Origin of the sequence: Mesorhizobium sp. M7A.F.Ca.CA.001.08.2.1 (assembly GCF_003998455.1) — a bacterium.
GTDB classification, from domain to species: domain Bacteria; phylum Pseudomonadota; class Alphaproteobacteria; order Rhizobiales; family Rhizobiaceae; genus Mesorhizobium; species Mesorhizobium ciceri.
Window position 1 is genome coordinate 1 of sequence record NZ_RZPW01000045.1, and the last position, 15,672, is coordinate 15,672.

At 62.8% G+C, this 15,672-nt stretch carries 16 protein-coding genes; 3 read left to right on the forward strand and 13 right to left on the reverse strand.

Annotated elements, in window-relative coordinates; translation table 11 throughout:
- The 5 genes from EN914_RS04895 to uxaC form a co-directional block, all read right to left on the reverse strand.
- The coding region (locus tag EN914_RS04895) for a FadR/GntR family transcriptional regulator (RefSeq protein WP_164778655.1) at positions 1–722 on the reverse strand (722 nt) is incomplete at its 3' end.
- A 104-nt stretch (positions 723–826) separates the two neighbouring features.
- Positions 827–2,107, reverse strand: coding sequence for a TRAP transporter large permease (locus tag EN914_RS04900; RefSeq protein WP_127218826.1), 1,281 nt, complete (start codon positions 2,105–2,107; stop codon positions 827–829).
- Positions 2,108–2,635, reverse strand: coding sequence for a TRAP transporter small permease (locus tag EN914_RS04905; RefSeq protein WP_024504232.1), 528 nt, complete (start codon positions 2,633–2,635; stop codon positions 2,108–2,110). It lies immediately after the preceding gene.
- 59 nt (positions 2,636–2,694) lie between these two features.
- Positions 2,695–3,672 (reverse strand): TRAP transporter substrate-binding protein, encoded by a 978-nt coding sequence (locus EN914_RS04910; RefSeq protein WP_024504231.1) that lies wholly within the window; start codon positions 3,670–3,672, stop codon positions 2,695–2,697.
- 32 nt (positions 3,673–3,704) lie between these two features.
- Positions 3,705–5,165 (reverse strand): glucuronate isomerase, encoded by a 1,461-nt coding sequence (uxaC, locus tag EN914_RS04915; protein ID WP_050580485.1) that lies wholly within the window; start codon positions 5,163–5,165, stop codon positions 3,705–3,707.
- Between the two features lie 95 nt (positions 5,166–5,260).
- On the opposite strand from uxaC, the gene EN914_RS04920 reads away from it, so the two are divergent.
- Positions 5,261–6,781, forward strand: a complete 1,521-nt coding sequence (locus EN914_RS04920; protein WP_024504229.1) for a mannitol dehydrogenase family protein — start codon at positions 5,261–5,263, stop codon at positions 6,779–6,781.
- Positions 6,782–6,832: 51 nt separating this feature from the next.
- On the opposite strand, the gene EN914_RS04925 is transcribed toward EN914_RS04920, so the two are convergent.
- From EN914_RS04925 to EN914_RS04955, 7 genes are all read right to left on the reverse strand, one after another.
- On the reverse strand, positions 6,833–7,240 hold the full coding sequence (locus EN914_RS04925) for a F0F1 ATP synthase subunit epsilon (protein WP_013529039.1): 408 nt from the start codon (positions 7,238–7,240) through the stop codon (positions 6,833–6,835).
- A gap of 102 nt (positions 7,241–7,342) precedes the next feature.
- Positions 7,343–8,935: a F0F1 ATP synthase subunit beta gene (atpD, locus tag EN914_RS04930; protein WP_024504228.1), complete on the reverse strand. Its 1,593-nt coding sequence runs from the start codon at positions 8,933–8,935 to the stop codon at positions 7,343–7,345.
- A 70-nt stretch (positions 8,936–9,005) separates the two neighbouring features.
- Entirely contained in the window at positions 9,006–9,890 is an 885-nt protein-coding gene (locus EN914_RS04935) for a F0F1 ATP synthase subunit gamma (RefSeq protein ID WP_013529037.1), read from the reverse strand.
- A 32-nt stretch (positions 9,891–9,922) separates the two neighbouring features.
- Positions 9,923–11,452 carry a F0F1 ATP synthase subunit alpha gene (gene atpA / locus EN914_RS04940; protein ID WP_013529036.1) on the reverse strand — a complete coding sequence of 510 codons (1,530 nt, stop codon included), beginning with the start codon at positions 11,450–11,452 and terminating at the stop codon, positions 9,923–9,925.
- Complete coding sequence (locus EN914_RS04945; protein WP_013529035.1) at positions 11,452–12,012, reverse strand: F0F1 ATP synthase subunit delta; 561 nt, start codon at positions 12,010–12,012, stop codon at positions 11,452–11,454. The genes atpA and EN914_RS04945 overlap by 1 nt, the downstream gene beginning before the upstream one ends.
- A gap of 246 nt (positions 12,013–12,258) precedes the next feature.
- A complete protein-coding gene (locus tag EN914_RS04950) occupies positions 12,259–12,654 on the reverse strand; it encodes a DUF4345 family protein (RefSeq protein ID WP_024504227.1) in 396 nt (131 codons plus the stop codon).
- A gap of 95 nt (positions 12,655–12,749) precedes the next feature.
- Positions 12,750–13,445 (reverse strand): aspartate/glutamate racemase family protein, encoded by a 696-nt coding sequence (locus tag EN914_RS04955; RefSeq protein WP_024504226.1) that lies wholly within the window; start codon positions 13,443–13,445, stop codon positions 12,750–12,752.
- A gap of 66 nt (positions 13,446–13,511) precedes the next feature.
- Here EN914_RS04955 and EN914_RS04960 point away from each other — a divergent pair, with 66 nt between their 5' ends.
- Positions 13,512–13,754 (forward strand): type II toxin-antitoxin system Phd/YefM family antitoxin, encoded by a 243-nt coding sequence (locus tag EN914_RS04960; protein ID WP_024504225.1) that lies wholly within the window; start codon positions 13,512–13,514, stop codon positions 13,752–13,754.
- Positions 13,751–14,206, forward strand: coding sequence for a type II toxin-antitoxin system VapC family toxin (locus EN914_RS04965; RefSeq protein WP_024504224.1), 456 nt, complete (start codon positions 13,751–13,753; stop codon positions 14,204–14,206). Before EN914_RS04960 ends, EN914_RS04965 begins: the two co-directional genes overlap by 4 nt.
- Positions 14,207–14,218: 12 nt before the next feature.
- On the opposite strand, the gene priA is transcribed toward EN914_RS04965, so the two are convergent.
- Positions 14,219–15,672: primosomal protein N' (gene priA / locus EN914_RS04970; RefSeq protein ID WP_127389016.1), on the reverse strand; the 1,454-nt coding region annotated here is incomplete at its 5' end.

Here is a 15,672-nt window from a genome sequence, read left to right on the forward strand (position 1 = left end):
TGCAGGCGCTCGCGGTAGCGCTGCTGGCTGGCTGTGAGGTGCGCGCGCATTGCCTCGCGCGCCGCTTCGGCATCGCCCGATGTGATCGCATTGAGGATCACCAGATGTTCGCGCTGCAGCCCGCGCTGGTAGCTGTCGGATTGCGCCAGTTCGGTCGACCAGGGCGAGGTCACGTCGCACGGAATGGCGCGCCGGCCGAGCACGTCGAGCATCTCGACATAGAATGGGTTGTTGGTCGCGCTGGCGATGGCGCGGTGGAAAGCGAGGTCGGCCGGGCCGGTCGGCTCGCTGGCAAGCAGCAGCCGCTCGAATTCGAAGAAGGCTTCCTGGATCGCCGCCTCCTGCGCGGCGTTGCGGCGAATAGCGGCGATCCCGGCCGACTCGATCTCGATTGCCAGGCGTACCTCGAGCACGTTGAGCGCGATCGAATCCTTGGCTCCCATGTCGGCGGCAAGCGCTCCGAACATCGTCGAGATATGCTCGGTGACGAAGACGCCGGCGCCTTGACGCGACTCGACCAGGCCGTCGGCGGCAAGCTTGGCCAGCGCCTCGCGGATGACGGTGCGGCTGACGCCGAAGGTCTCGGTCAGCTGGCCCTCGGTCGGCAATTTGTGGCCAGGCAGGATTTCGCCCGCCTGCAGCTGCTTGCGGATCGCCGCAACGACGGTCTCCGACAGCTTGGGTTTTCTCTCGACCCTGAGATCGGCGGATGCAGCGGACACGTGATGGTCTCCTAAAGCAATTCCAGGAAAAATGTGAAACGGTTTCCGTCCGGAATTGCGTCAAAACAAAGGGTTAGAGCAGTTCGCCGTTCCCGTGAACTGCTCTAGTGGAACAGGTGCGGCAACCACAACGAAATTTCCGGCACGTAGGTGACAAGCATCAACACAGCGAAAGCCGCCCCATAGAATGGCCAGATCGAACGCATCGCCGTCCAGATCGGGATCCGGCCGATCGCACAGCTGACGAACAGCACTGCCCCCACCGGTGGTGTGCACAAGCCGATGCCGAGATTGAGAATGAGGATCACGCCGAAATGCACCGGATCGACGCCGTAGGCCATGACCACCGGCAGGAAGATCGGCGTGGTGATGATGATCAGCGGCGACATGTCCATGAACGTGCCGAGGATGAGAAGTACGACGTTGATCAACAGCAGGATGACCAGCCTGTTGTCGGATACGGACTGCAGGAAGGCGACCAGAGCGGCCGGCACCCGGAGATAGGCCAGCAGCCAGCCAAAGGCGGCGGCGCAGCCGATGATCATCAGCACCATTGCGGTTGTGCGCACGGCAGCGGTGGTCGCGGTGACGAAGTCGTTCCAGCTCATTGAGCGATAGATCAGCAGGGTCACCAGGAAAGCATAGACGATGGCGATGCAGGAGCTTTCGGTGGCGGTGAAGACGCCGGAGCGAACGCCGCCGAAGATGATGCCGATCAGGATCAGCCCGGGAATTGCGGCAACGAGCAATTGCAGCGCCCTGCCGAAGCCGGCGAACGGCTCGGTCGGATAGGCGCGGCGGCTGGCGACCCAATAGGCCGTGACCATCAGAGATAGCGCCAGCAGCAGGCCCGGTATGATGCCGGCGGTGAACAGATCGGCGATCGAGATCCGGCCGCCGGCCGAAATCGAATAAATGATCATGTTGTGCGAAGGCGGTATCAGCAGCGCAATGATGGCGCCGACTGAAGTGATGTTGACAGCATAATCGACGCCGTAGCCGCGCGCCTTCATCTGCGGGATCATCAGCCCGCCGACCGCCGAGGCATCGGCCACCGCCGAGCCGGAAATGCCGCCGAACATGGTCGAGGCGGCGATGTTGACCTGGCCGAGCCCGCCTCTCAGGTGGCCGACCAACGCCCCGGCGAGCGCAACAAGGCGAGCGGCAATGCCGCCGCGCACCATCAGGTCACCGGCGAAGATGAAGAACGGGATGGCCATCAGCGAAAACACGCTGACACCGGAGTTGAGGCGCTGGAACACCACCAGCGGCGGCAGCCCCAGCACCAGAACCGTGGCGAAGCTGGCGACACCGAGGCAGAAGGCGATCGGTGTGCCGATGATCAGAAGAAAGACGAAGGTGCCGAACAGAACCGTCAATGCCATCTAGAGACCCTCCTCGCCCGTGGCGTATTGATCGGCATCGACCGGCAGTCCGGCAAAGCGCCCGGCAAGCCGCTCGAGCGAAAACAGGCAGACAAGCGCGCCGCCCAGGATGACCGGCAGGAAACTGACGCCGCCCGGGAAAGCGAGAGACGGCATCACCGTGTTCCATGTCAGCCGGGTGAGCTGGGCGCCGTAGACGATCATGCCGAGACCGAAGGCGAGCACGACGACATCCGAAATGCTGCGCAGTACCGCCTTTGCGGCGGGCGGCAGGAAATAGAGCAGCACATCGAAGCCCAGATGCGTGCGTTCGCGGACACCGACGGCCGCGCCCAAAAAGATGAACCACCCCATCAAAATCACCGAGAAGGGTTCCGTCCAGCTTGGCGAACTGTTGAGCACATAGCGTGAGAACACCTGCCAGAAGATGATCACGGTCATCAGCGTCAGGCCGATGCCGCTGACCCACAGCGCAAGCCTCGCCAGCATTGACAGCAGCCGTTCTATTGCCAGCCAGAATGGTTTCATATGCGCGCTTCCCCCTGGACGGTGGCGCGCAAGCTCGCGCCACCATTGCCGCGAACGGATTATTTGGTCGCCTGGATGCGCGCGGCGAGATCTTTCAACTCGGGGGTCGAGAGATATTTCTCGTAGACCGGCTTCATCGCATCGATCAGCGGCTGCTTGTCGATCTCACTGACCTTGACGCCGGCTTTCTCGACGATGTCGCGCGACTTCTTCTCCTGCGCGTCCCACAATTCACGCATCTTGACGACGCTGTCCTTGGCCGCCTGCCGCACGATCGCCTGGTCTTCCGGGGCGAGCTTGTCCCAGCTCGCCTTCGACATCACCAGAACCTCGGGCACGATCTGGTGCTGGTCGAGCGTGTAGTGCTTGGCGACCTCGAAATGCTTGGCGGATTCGAAGCTCGGCCAGTTGTTCTCGGCGCCGTCGATGACGCCTGTCTGCAAAGCCGAATAGACCTCGCCATAGGCCATCGGCGTGGCGTTGGCGCCCAACGCATTGACCATGTCGACGAACACGTCGGACTGGATGACGCGGAACTTCATGCCCTTCATGTCGGCCATCGAGGTGATGTCCTTCTTGGTGTTGTAGAAGGAGCGTGCCCCGGAATCGTAGAAGGCGAGACCGACAAGGTCGTGAGTCTCAAAGGCTTTCAGGATCTCGTCCCCGATCGGCCCGTCCATGACATGGCGCATATGCTCGACGGAGCGGAACATGTAGGGCAGCGACGGCACCGCGGTTTGCGGAACGATGCCGTTGAACGGCCCCATCGAGACGCGGTTGAGATCGATGACGCCGGTTTGCGTCTGCTCGATCGTGTCCTTCTCCTCGCCGAGCTGCGCCGAATGATAGACCTCGACCGAATAGCGGCCATTGGTGCGCTGCTTGATCAGCTCGCCCATATATTTGACCGCTTCGACGGTTGGATAGCCGTCGGGATGGGTATCGGACGACCGCAGCACGGTTTCGGCGTTGGCGATGCCGACCAGCAACGAGCCGAAAACGAATGTTACTGCCGTCAATTTCGAAAGATGCAACATGACTTCCTCCCTATGAAACCAAAACGCCCGGCTCAGAGCCGGTAGGCCTTTTTCGCAAGTGTATAAGCAAGCTCCCGCGCCAGCTCATGCGCCTCGTCCTCGCGCAGCCGATGCTCGGCGACGAGACGCGCCAGGAACGCGCAGTCGACCCGCCGCGCCACATCGTGGCGCGCCGGGATCGAGGGAAAGGCACGGGTGTCATCGTTGAAGCCGACGGTGTTGTAGAAGCCGGCGGTCTCGGTGGTCATCTCGCGGAAGCGCCGCATGCCTTCCGGGCTGTCGTGGAACCACCAGGCCGGCCCGAGCTTCAGCGCCGGGTAGACACCGGCGAGTGGCGCCAGTTCGCGCGCATAGCTTGTTTCGTCGAGCGTGAAGAGAACGATTGTGAGGTCGCGCTCAAGTCCGACGCAGTCGAGCAGTGGCTTCAGCGCCGTGACATAGTCGGTCCGGGTCGGGATATCGAAACCCTTGTCGCGGCCGAATTTTTGGAAAACAGCCGACGAATGATTGCGCCAGGAGCCGGGATGGATCTGCAGCACCAGCCCGTCGTCGAGGCTCATCTTGGCCATCTCGGTCAGCATCTGGGCGCGGAACAGTTTCCGTTCGCGCTCGTCGTCGGAGCCACGGCGAACGCGATTGAACAGCTCCTGCGCTGCAGCATCCGAAAGATTGGCGGTCTCGGCCGTCGGATGGCCATGGTCGGACGAGGTCGCGCCGAAGCTTTTGAAGAAGGCGCGCCGCTGGCGATGCGCATCGAGATAGCCTGCCCAGCTGCCGGTGTCGCAGCCGGTGATCTCGCCGAGCCGGTCGAGATTGGTTGAAAACCCCTCGAAGTCGGGATCGACGACGGCGTCGGGGCGATAAGCGGTGACCACACGGCCCTGCCAGCCGCTGTCGCGGATCATCTGGTGCCATTTGAGATCGTCGAGCGCGCCTTCGGTGGTCGCGATGACCTCGATGTTGAAGCGCTCGAACAGGGCGCGCGGGCGGAAATTCTCCCACTGCAGCAGCGTCGCGATGGCGTCGTAGTGGCGGTCGGCGGTCGCTGCGGTCAGCGGCTCGTCGATGCCGAACAGATCGGCAAGCACATGATCGAACCACAGCCGGGTCGGTGTGCCCCGAAACAGATAATAGTGCTCGGCAAAACGACGCCAGATCGTCCGGCCGTCTGTCTCGACAGGCGCGCCGTCCAGCGTCGCCACGCCGAGATCCTCAAGGCGGATGCCTTGGCTGAACAGCATGCGGAAAATGTAGTGGTCCGGAACGATGAGCAGTTGCGCCGGATCCGTAAAAGGCTCGTTCAGCGCATACCAACGCGGATCCGTGTGGCCATGCGGGCTGACCAGGGGCAGGTCCTTGATCCCGGCATAGAGATCGCGGGCAACCGAGCGCGAATGCGCATCGGCGGGAAACAGCAGATCCGCATCGGTCAGTGGCACGGCAATCCTCCCAGGGCCGCTATCGGTAGGGGCGGCAAGAAATAATGTCAACATACAAAAATTAGATTGTTGTATGATGACTTTTCGGCCCATTGTGTGGCGGGAAATCGAATGTTACGCCGCTTTGCCGATCCCTGCCGAGGCCACTCATGTCATCCGACCAGACCAGTCGCACCACGACGACCGAACGCCTTTCCACGAAGACGGTGCGCGCACTGCCGGCTTCGATCGCGACGCCTTCGTATGACCGCAGCCGCATCGTCCCGGGCATCGTGCATCTTGGCGTCGGCGCCTTCCATCGCGCCCACCAGGCCGCCTATGTCGACGATTGCCTGGCGGCCGGCGAGACGGATTGGGGCATAACAGGCGTTTCGCTGCGCAGCGCCGACACGCGCGACGCACTCACGCCGCAGGATGGGCTCTACACGCTGGCGATCAGAAGCAGTGGAACCGAAAAACTTCAGGTCATCGGCTCGATTACCGCGATGCTGGTTGCGCCGGAGGATCCGGGCGCGGTGCTGGCCGCGCTGACCGATCCGCGCACCCGCATCGTCACACTTACGATCACCGAAAAGGCCTATCTGAGGGCGGCTGGCGGCGGATTGGACGCTGCTCATCCCGATATCGCCCATGATCTGGCCAATCCGCAGATGCCGAAGACAGCGCATGGTTTCCTGACCGAGGCGCTTGCCCGGCGACGCGCCGCCGGCACGCCGCCCTTTACCGTGCTCTGTTGCGACAATCTGCCGGCCAACGGCGCCACGCTGCATCGGCTGTTGGTTGAATTCGCCCAGTTGCGAGATGCCGGGCTCGCCCAATCGAGTGATGTCGGAATTGCCGATCACATCGCCCATCAGGTCGCCTTTCCTTCAAGCATGGTCGACCGCATCGTGCCGGCAACCACCGATGCCGATCGGGCGCGGATCGCTGAAGAACTCGGTGCCGAGGACGCTTGGCCTGTCATGACCGAGCCGTTCTGCCAATGGGTGGTCGAAGACAATTTCCCAGCGGGCCGCCCGGACTGGGAACAGTTCGGCGTCACCATGGTTCGCGACGTCGGCCCGTTCGAGGACATGAAGCTCAGGCTGCTCAACGGCTCGCATTCGGCCATCGCCTATCTTGGCCTGCTCAGCGGTCATGCCACCGTCGACCGCGCCTTCGCCGACCCGGCGATCCGGCAATTCGTCGATGCATTGTGGGCGGAAGCCATCCCGACCCTGCCCGAGGATGCCGGGCTCGACCCGAGCGCTTACACCGCGGAGCTCGCTGAGCGTTTTTCCAACACTGCACTTGCCCACCGTACGGCTCAGATCGCCAATGACGGCAGCCAGAAATTGCCGCAGCGCATCGTCGCTTCCGCCATTGAATGTCTAGAAGCCGGTACCGAGCTGGTCCATCTCACGTTGGTGGTGGCTGCCTGGATCGCTGCTTGCGCCGCACGAGGAAAAACCTTGCCGGAGGGCCATTTCACCGACCCACTCGACGCGGCGTTGACGGCACTTTTGGGCGAGCAACTGCCGGCGAACGAAACCGTGACCGCGGTGTTCGACCTCGCCGGCTTCGCCAGGGACCATGCCGAGCGCCAGACCTTGATCGAGCTCGTGGCCGTGCATCTCGTCCACCTGCGACGAGACGGCCCGACATTGGCTTTCGCAGCCTTGGGCATTTGAACAAAAAAGCGAGGCAAGGCCCCGCTTTTTACTCTTTCATCGAACCGAATTTCAAGCCGGCAGGATGGCGCCTTCCAGCGTGGTGAGCTGGCTAAGGAACTGTTCCGCCTTGCTGCGAGCCTCGTCGTCCTTGGCATCAGTGGCGTCTTCTTTGGCTTCCTGGATGCGGCGCGCGAGATCGGCGCGGTCGACATCCTTCACCGCGACAGCCGATTCCGCCAGCAGCGTGCAGCCGGCCGGAACGATGTCGGCGAAGCCGCCGAACACCACATAGCGTTCTTCGCCGCCCGCTGCGGTCTTTACGGTGACGACACCCGGCTTGATCGTGGTCATGACCGGCGCGTGATGCGCCATCACGGTCATCTCGCCTTCGGCTCCCGGAATGACGACGGATTCAACCTGCTCGGAAACAAGCAGGCGCTCCGGCGAGACCAGTTCGAACTTGAAAGCTTCAGCCATGATCAATTTAGCGAATAGCGAATAGCGAGCAGCGAGTAGTCAGAAGAAGAATTCGCCGGCCCATATTCCCTATTCGCTACTCCCTATTCGCTATTCGCTTGATTACGCCGCTTCAGCCGCGAGGCGCTGTGCTTTCTCGACCGCTTCCTCGATGCCGCCGACCATGTAGAAGGCAGCTTCCGGAAGGTGATCGTAGTCGCCGTTGCAGAGGCCCTTGAAGCCCTTGATGGTGTCGGCGAGGTCGACCAGCTTGCCCGGGGCGCCGGTGAACACTTCGGCGACGAAGAAGGGCTGCGACAGGAAGCGCTCGATCTTGCGGGCGCGGGCCACGGTCTGCTTGTCTTCTTCCGACAGCTCGTCCATGCCCAGGATGGCGATGATGTCCTGCAGCGACTTGTAGCGCTGGAGGATCGACTGCACCTGGCGGGCGACGCCATAATGCTCGTCGCCGACGACCAGCGGGTCGAGCATGCGCGAGGTCGAATCCAGCGGATCGACGGCCGGATAGATGCCCTTTTCGGCGATGGCGCGGTTCAGCGTCGTGGTCGCGTCAAGGTGGGCGAACGAGGTCGCCGGCGCCGGATCGGTCAAGTCGTCGGCGGGCACGTAAATGGCCTGCACGGAGGTGATCGAGCCCTTGGTGGTGGTGGTGATGCGTTCCTGCAGCGCGCCCATGTCCGTGGCGAGCGTCGGCTGATAGCCCACGGCCGAAGGAATACGGCCGAGCAGAGCCGACACTTCCGAACCCGCCTGCGTGAAGCGGAAGATGTTGTCGACGAAGAACAACACGTCCTGGCCCTGGTCGCGGAAATACTCCGCAACCGTCAGGCCAGTCAGGCCGACGCGGGCGCGCGCGCCCGGCGGCTCGTTCATCTGGCCGTAGACGAGCGCGGCCTTGGAGCCTTCGCCGCCGCCCTTCTTGTTGACGCCGGATTCGATGAACTCGTGATAGAGATCGTTGCCTTCGCGGGTGCGCTCGCCGACGCCGGCGAACACCGAATAGCCGCCATGCGCCTTGGCGATGTTGTTGATCAGTTCCTGGATCAGCACGGTCTTGCCGACGCCGGCGCCGCCGAACAGGCCGATCTTGCCGCCCTTGGCGTAGGGAGCCAAGAGGTCGAGCACCTTGATGCCGGTGATCAGGATCTGTGCTTCCGTCGACTGCTCGACATACGTCGGAGCCGGCTGGTGGATGGAGCGCATTTCGATCGCGTCGACCGGGCCTTCTTCGTCGACCGGCTCGCCGATGACGTTGATGATGCGGCCGAGCATGCCCGGGCCGACCGGCACGGTGATCGGCGCGCCGGTGTCACGCACTTCCTGGCCGCGAACCAGACCTTCGGTCGAGTCCATGGCGATGCAGCGCACGGTGTTTTCACCCAGGTGCTGGGCGACTTCGAGCACCAGACGGTTGCCGACATTGGTCGTCTCGAGCGCGTTCAGGATCGCCGGCAGGTGATCGCCGAACTGCACGTCGACGACGGCGCCGATGACCTGGCGGACCTTGCCGACAACGCCGGTTGCCTTGCTGGCCACTGCCGATGTCTTGGCAGCTGCGGTCTTCGCCGGTGCTGCTGCCTTGGCCGGGGCCGCCTTCGCGGCTGCTGCTGGAGCCTTTGCCGCCTTCGCGGGGGCTGCTGCCTTCGCGGCTGCGGCCTTGGGGGCTGCCTTCTGGGGGGTCGCTGCTTTCGCCATCGTCTTTACCCTTTTTCGTCCTTTGTTTCTCACGCGGTCCGGTCGCGGGCAAAAAACCCGCGGACCGCGCCTAGAGCGCCTCGGCGCCCGAAATGATTTCGATCAGTTCCTTGGTGATCTGCGCCTGCCGCTGGCGGTTATAGGTGATCGACAGTTTGTTGATCATCTCGCCGGCGTTGCGCGTCGCATTGTCCATGGCGCTCATCTTGGCGCCCATCTCGCCGGCCGCGTTTTCGAGCAGTGCCCGGAAAACCTGCACCGAGATGTTGCGCGGAATGAGATCGGAGAGGATTTCGCCCGGCTCCGGTTCGTATTCATAGACAGCGTTGCCGCCATCCGTCACTTCCGCCTGAGCCGAAGCAACGCCCGCCGGAATGATCTGCTGCGCGGTCGGGATCTGGCTGATCACCGACTTGAACTGCGAATAGAACAGCGTGCAGATGTCGAAGCCGCCCTCGTTGAAGAGATGGATGACCTTCTTGGCTATGGCATCGGCATTGACGAAACCGAGTGTCTTGACCTCGCGCAGATCGACGCGATCGATGATCAGCGACGCGTAGTCGCGGCGCAGGATGTCGAAACCCTTCTTGCCGACGCAGATGATCTTGACCTGCTTGCCGTCGGCCAAAAGCTTGCGGATGTGGTCGCGGGCAAGACGGGCGATCTGCGAATTGAAGCCGCCGCACAGGCCGCGCTCGGCGGTGCAGACGACGAGCAGATGCACATCATCCTTGCCGGTGCCGGTCATCAGCGCCGGGGCATCGCCACCGCCGCCGATCGCCTGGGTGATGTTGGCCAGCACGGAACCCATGCGCTCCGAATAGGGGCGCGCCGCTTCCGCAGCCTCTTGCGCACGGCGCAGCTTCGCCGCAGCGACCATCTGCATCGCCTTGGTGATCTTCTGCGTCGCCTTGACCGAGGCGATACGGTTACGAAGGTCTTTTAATGAAGGCATGCTTCAAACCTGATCCCGTCTTGTCGCTTCGCTCAGGCGAAGGTCTTGGCGAAAGCGTCGATCTCGGCCTTCAGCTTGGCGCGCAGATCGTCCGACAGTGCCTTTTCCTTGCGGATGGCGTCGAGAACGTCCTTGCCGGCCGCACGCATGTGGCTGAGCAGGCCATGCTCGAACTTGCCGACCTGGTTGACCGGCAGCTTGTCGAGATAACCGTTGACGCCGGCGAAGATCACCGCGACCTGCTCTTCCGTCTTCAGCGGCGAGAACTGCGGCTGCTTCAGGAGTTCGGTCAGGCGCGATCCGCGGTTGAGCAGGCGCTGCGTGGCAGCGTCGAGATCCGAGCCGAACTGCGCGAAGGCCGCCATTTCGCGGTACTGCGCGAGCTCGCCCTTAATCGAGCCGGCAACCTGCTTCATCGCCTTGATCTGCGCGGCCGAGCCGACGCGCGACACCGATAGACCGACGTTCACCGCAGGACGGATGCCCTGGAAGAACAGGTTGGTTTCGAGGAAGATCTGGCCGTCGGTGATCGAGATCACGTTGGTCGGGATGTAGGCCGACACGTCGTTGGCCTGCGTCTCGATGATCGGCAGAGCGGTCAGCGACCCGCCGCCCAGATCGTCGTTGAGCTTGGCGGCGCGCTCGAGCAGGCGCGAGTGCAGGTAGAACACGTCGCCCGGATAGGCTTCGCGGCCCGGCGGGCGGCGCAGCAGCAGCGACATCTGGCGATAGGCGACGGCCTGCTTCGACAGATCGTCATAGCTGATCAGCGCGTGCATGCCGTTGTCGCGGAAATATTCACCCATGGTGCAGCCGGCGAACGGCGCCAGGAACTGCATCGGCGCCGGGTCGGAAGCGGTGGCGGCGATGATGATCGAGTATTCGAGCGCGCCGCGCTCTTCCAGCACCTTGACGAACTGCGCGACGGTCGAGCGCTTCTGGCCGACGGCGACGTAGACGCAGTAGAGCTTTTCCTTCTCGGGGCCGTTGTCGTGCACCGACTTCTGGTTGAGCATCGTGTCGAGGATGATGGCGGTCTTGCCGGTCTGGCGATCGCCGATGACCAGCTCGCGCTGGCCGCGACCGACTGGGATCAGCGCATCGATGGCCTTGAGGCCGGTCGACATCGGCTCGTTCACCGATTTGCGCGGAATGATGCCGGGCGCCTTGACGTCGACGCGCTTGCGCTCGACTGCCTTGATCGGACCCTTGCCATCGATCGGATTGCCGAGCGCGTCGACGACGCGACCGAGCAGGCCTGGACCGACGGGAACGTCGACGATGGCGCCGGTGCGCTTGACGATGTCGCCTTCCTTGATGTCGCGGTCGGCGCCGAAGATGACGACGCCGACATTGTCGGCTTCGAGGTTGAGCGCCATGCCGCGGATGCCGCCGGGGAATTCGACCATCTCGCCGGCCTGAACATTGTCGAGGCCGTAGACACGAGCGATACCGTCACCGACGGACAGCACCTGTCCAACTTCGGAGACCTCGGCCTCCTTGCCGAAATTCTTGATCTGGTCTTTCAGAATTGCGGAAATTTCCGCGGCGCGGATGTCCATCAGCCGACCTCTTTCAGTGCAAGCTTGAGCGAATTGAGTTTGGTTTTGAGCGACGTATCGATCTGGCGCGAGCCCATCTTGACCACCAGCCCGCCGAGCAGCGACGGATCGACGGTGACGGAGATAGCCACATCCTTGCCGGCAACGCTCTTCAGCGCCGCCTTGAGTTCGGTCTGCTGGACAGCCGTCAGCGCGTGAGCCGACGTCACTTCAGCAGCGGTCTCGCCACGGTGTTCGGCTGATATCTGGCGGAACGCCCTGATCATGCCGGGAATGGCGAACAGCCGGCGGTTGCGGGCGACGACGCGCAGGAAATTTCCGGTAAGGCCGGTGATCCCGGCCTTGTCAGCGATCGCCGCGATGGCCTTCGCCTGGTCCTCGCTGGAGAACACCGGGCTGTTGATCAGCCGGGTGAGATCAGCGCTGCCCGCGAGCATGATTTCGAAACTGTTGAGGTCGGCTTCGACCTTGGCCACGGAATTTGCCTGCAGGGCGAGTTCGAACAGCGAACCCGCATAGCGTTCTGCGACACCTGAGATTGGCGATGACGATTGAGCCACGGACCGTCTTTTCTCTTGTCTGACAGGCCGTAGATTGTTGGCGCGAGCAAAAACTCTGGCTAAATCTTTGACCTTACTGCATTTTTTCGAGCACGGAGGCGCGGCTTCCGCTATCCCCGGCCGAAAGTCGATTGCCGTCTAGCACAGGCATTTTAAGACCGCAATGCGTCGTTCCGCATGGTTTTCAGGCACTATTGTCGCATCCGGCGAAAGTCGCCCGTCTTCGATCGCGGAATACCCAATGATTCAGGGCAGAAAGCCGAAGGCGAAGGCGAGCGGCAACGCCGCCAGGACCAATTCCAGCACAATGGAAACCCAATTGAAAGGCGTGTTGGCGCCATCAGACATCATCGACAGCAGCCGGCCGAAGGCAGTGAACAGCCAGGAGAAGCCAAGCGCCATGTAGATCAGCGGCTGCGCCAGCAGGATACAGCACAGGCCGACACCGAGATAAAAGCCGGACATCCTGCCGCGCCCCTCGGCGATCGCCGCAGCCTTCTCTGGCTTGACCTGCAGGCGCAGGGCACGGAAGGCGAGACCCGGCGCCAGGAAGAACAAAAGCCCGAGCAGCACCGTTAAGACGGCGCTCGACCAAGCCAGCCATTCGCCCTGGCTCGTCGGCCATGGAAGCGCAAAATCCATCTTGTCCCCTCGAAATGCCTGTTTTGAAATTCCGGGCATTCTAACGGAGGAAAGCCCCCGCGCCAGATGGGTCCAGGTACTTTAGGCAGCGCGCATCAACCGAGCGCGAATTCCACAGCCGCCTCGGCATGGATGCGCGTCGTGTCGAAGACCGGGATGTCGAAATCCTGCTGGCCGATGAGCATGGTGATCTCGGTGCAGCCCATGATGACGCTGTCGGCCGCCTCTTCGCGGCGCAGGCGTTCTGTCTCGGCGATATAGGCCGCCTTGGATGTTTCGGTGACGATGCCCTGGCACAGTTCCTCGTAGATGACACGGTGCACCATGTCGCGCCCGGCCGCATCAGGCACCACGGGGTCCAAGCCAAATCTGTCAGCGAGCCGGCCTTTGTAGAAATCCTGCTCCATGGTGAAGCGCGTCGCCAGCAGCGCCGGACGCTGCATTCCGGCACGCTTGACCGCCACTGCGGTGGCATCGGCGATGTGGATCAGAGGGATCGACACCGACGCCTGCACCTGATCGGCCAGTTTGTGCATGGTGTTGGTGCACAAAAGCAGACCTTCCGCGCCGCCGGCCTCAAGCTTGCGCGCCGCTTCTACGAGGAGCACGCCGGCACCGTCCCAATCGCCGTGATGCTGCCGCTCGGCGATCTCGGCGAAGTCGAAGGACCACAGCAGGAGTTTGGCAGAATGCAAGCCGCCCAGCCGATCGCGCACGATCTCGTTGAGCAGGCGATAGTAGATGGCGGTGGATTCCCAGCTCATGCCGCCGAGAAGGCCAAGGGTTTTCATGATGGCTGTTCCTTTCCCAGGGCAATTCCTATATTATGACCACATGAGACCACAAGGAGAGCCGCTATGAAAACGATGCAGGTTCGAGAAGCCAAAGCCGGGTTCTCGGCGCTCGTCGAAGCCGCGGAAAACGGTGAGCCAACCATCATTACGAAGCACGGCAAGCCAGCTGCGGCGATCGTTTCTGTCGAGGACATGCAGAAGCTTTACCCCGTCAAGCGCCGCAACTTCGGAGAGTTTCTTTTGACATATCCCGGAGGGATCGAGCTCGAGAGGAATCCATCACCGTCGCGGGATATCGATCTTTGAGCCGCTATCTTATCGATACGTCTATTTTATCCGCCTTCGCACCTGGAAGGCCCGCCCTAGCAAGAGAGGTCTCCACTTGGATCACAACCCAAGGTGAAAAGCAGACGCTGTTCGTCCCTGCCATAGCAATTACTGAAATCGAGAAAGGGATATGCAAGCTCTATCGCGCGGGGGCTACAAAACGAGCGGAGAGTCTCACCGATTGGCTCAACAATGTCATTGAAGGATTCGCAGATCAAATCCTGGCGGTCGACGCCGATGTGGCGCGAAGAGCAGGCCAGATGGAGGAAGCGGCCTCTGCCCAAGGGAAGAATCCGGGTCTTGCGGACATACTGATCGCCGCTACAGCGGCAATCAACGAACTTACTGTGATCACAGCCAACATCAGGCATTTCGAAGCGCTAGACGTCTGGTGCTGGAACATACTTCAAGACCCGCCAGCACCAGACTAATGCACTCCAAAGTCACAAAAAACTCTGCGGGTCGATATCGACCTGCACCCGAACCGAACCGCGCTGCTTCGGCCCGTTGGCCAGCATCGCACGAATAAACCCTTGCATGTCGGCGCGCCGCTCGCCCTGGATCAGCAGCCGGAAGCGGTGGCGCCCACCGAGCAGTGACAGCGGCGCCTCGGCCGGCCCCAGCACAAACAGGTCCGTCGCCTCGGGCGCGGCGCGGCGCAGGCCGCGTGCATGGCCTTCGGCTTCGGCCCGCGTCACCGCGCTGACGATGACACCGGCCAGCCGGCCGAACGGCGGCAGGGCGGCCCGTTCGCGCTCGGCGATCTCGCGCTCGTAAAAAGCCTCGGCGTCGCCCGAGACGATCGCCCGCATCACCGGGTGGTCGGGCTGAAAAGTCTGCAGCAGGCCAAGGCTCTTCTTGCCGGTGCGGCCGGCGCGGCCGGTGACCTGGCTGAGCAGCTGGAACGTGCGCTCGGCGGCGCGCGGATCGCCATTGGCAAGTCCGAGATCGGCATCGACGACGCCGACCAAAGTCATGTTGGGAAAGTTGTGGCCCTTGGCGACGAGCTGCGTGCCGATGACGATGTCGGCTTCGCCATCGGCGATCGCTTCCAGCTCCAGCCGCAGCCGCCGCACGCCGCCCATCAGGTCGGACGACAAGACGATGGTGCGCGCGTCGGGAAAATGCGTAACGACCTCTTCGGCGATCCGCTCGACGCCCGGTCCGCAGGCGACCAGATGATCGAGCGTGCCGCATTCCGGGCAGGCTTCGGGGCGGCGCTCATTGTGCCCGCAATGATGGCAGACCAGTTGGCCGCGAAAGCGATGCTCGACCAGCCAGGCCGAGCAGACCGGGCAGCCGAAGCGATGGCCGCAGACCCGGCACAGCGTCAGTGGCGCATAGCCGCGCCGGTTGAGGAACAGCAGCGATTGCTCCTGCCTCTCCAGCGTCTGGTGCATCTGGTCGAGCAGAACCGGCGACAGGAAACCGCCACGCGCCGGCGGCGCACGCCGCATGTCGACCGCCTTCAGATGCGGAAGTGCTGCCTCGGCGAAGCGAGCGGAAAGCACCGCCCTGTTATATTTACCTTGGCTGGCATTGACCCGGCTTTCGACCGACGGCGTCGCCGACGCCAGCACCACGGGGAAGCTGCCGATATGGCCGCGCACCACCGCCATGTCGCGCGCATTGTAGAAGACGCGGTCCTCCTGCTTGTAGGCAGGGTCGTGCTCCTCGTCGACGACGATAAGGCCGAGCTCCTTGAACGGCAGGAACAGCGCCGAGCGCGCGCCGGCGACGACCCGCACGCCGCCCTCCGCCACTTGCCGCCAAACCCGCTCGCGCATCCGCGGCGGCAGGTCGGAATGCCATTCGCCCGGCTTGGCGCCGAAGCGCTGCTGGAAGCGCTCGAGAAAGGCATGCGTCAGCGCGATTTCCGGCAGCAGGATCAGAACCT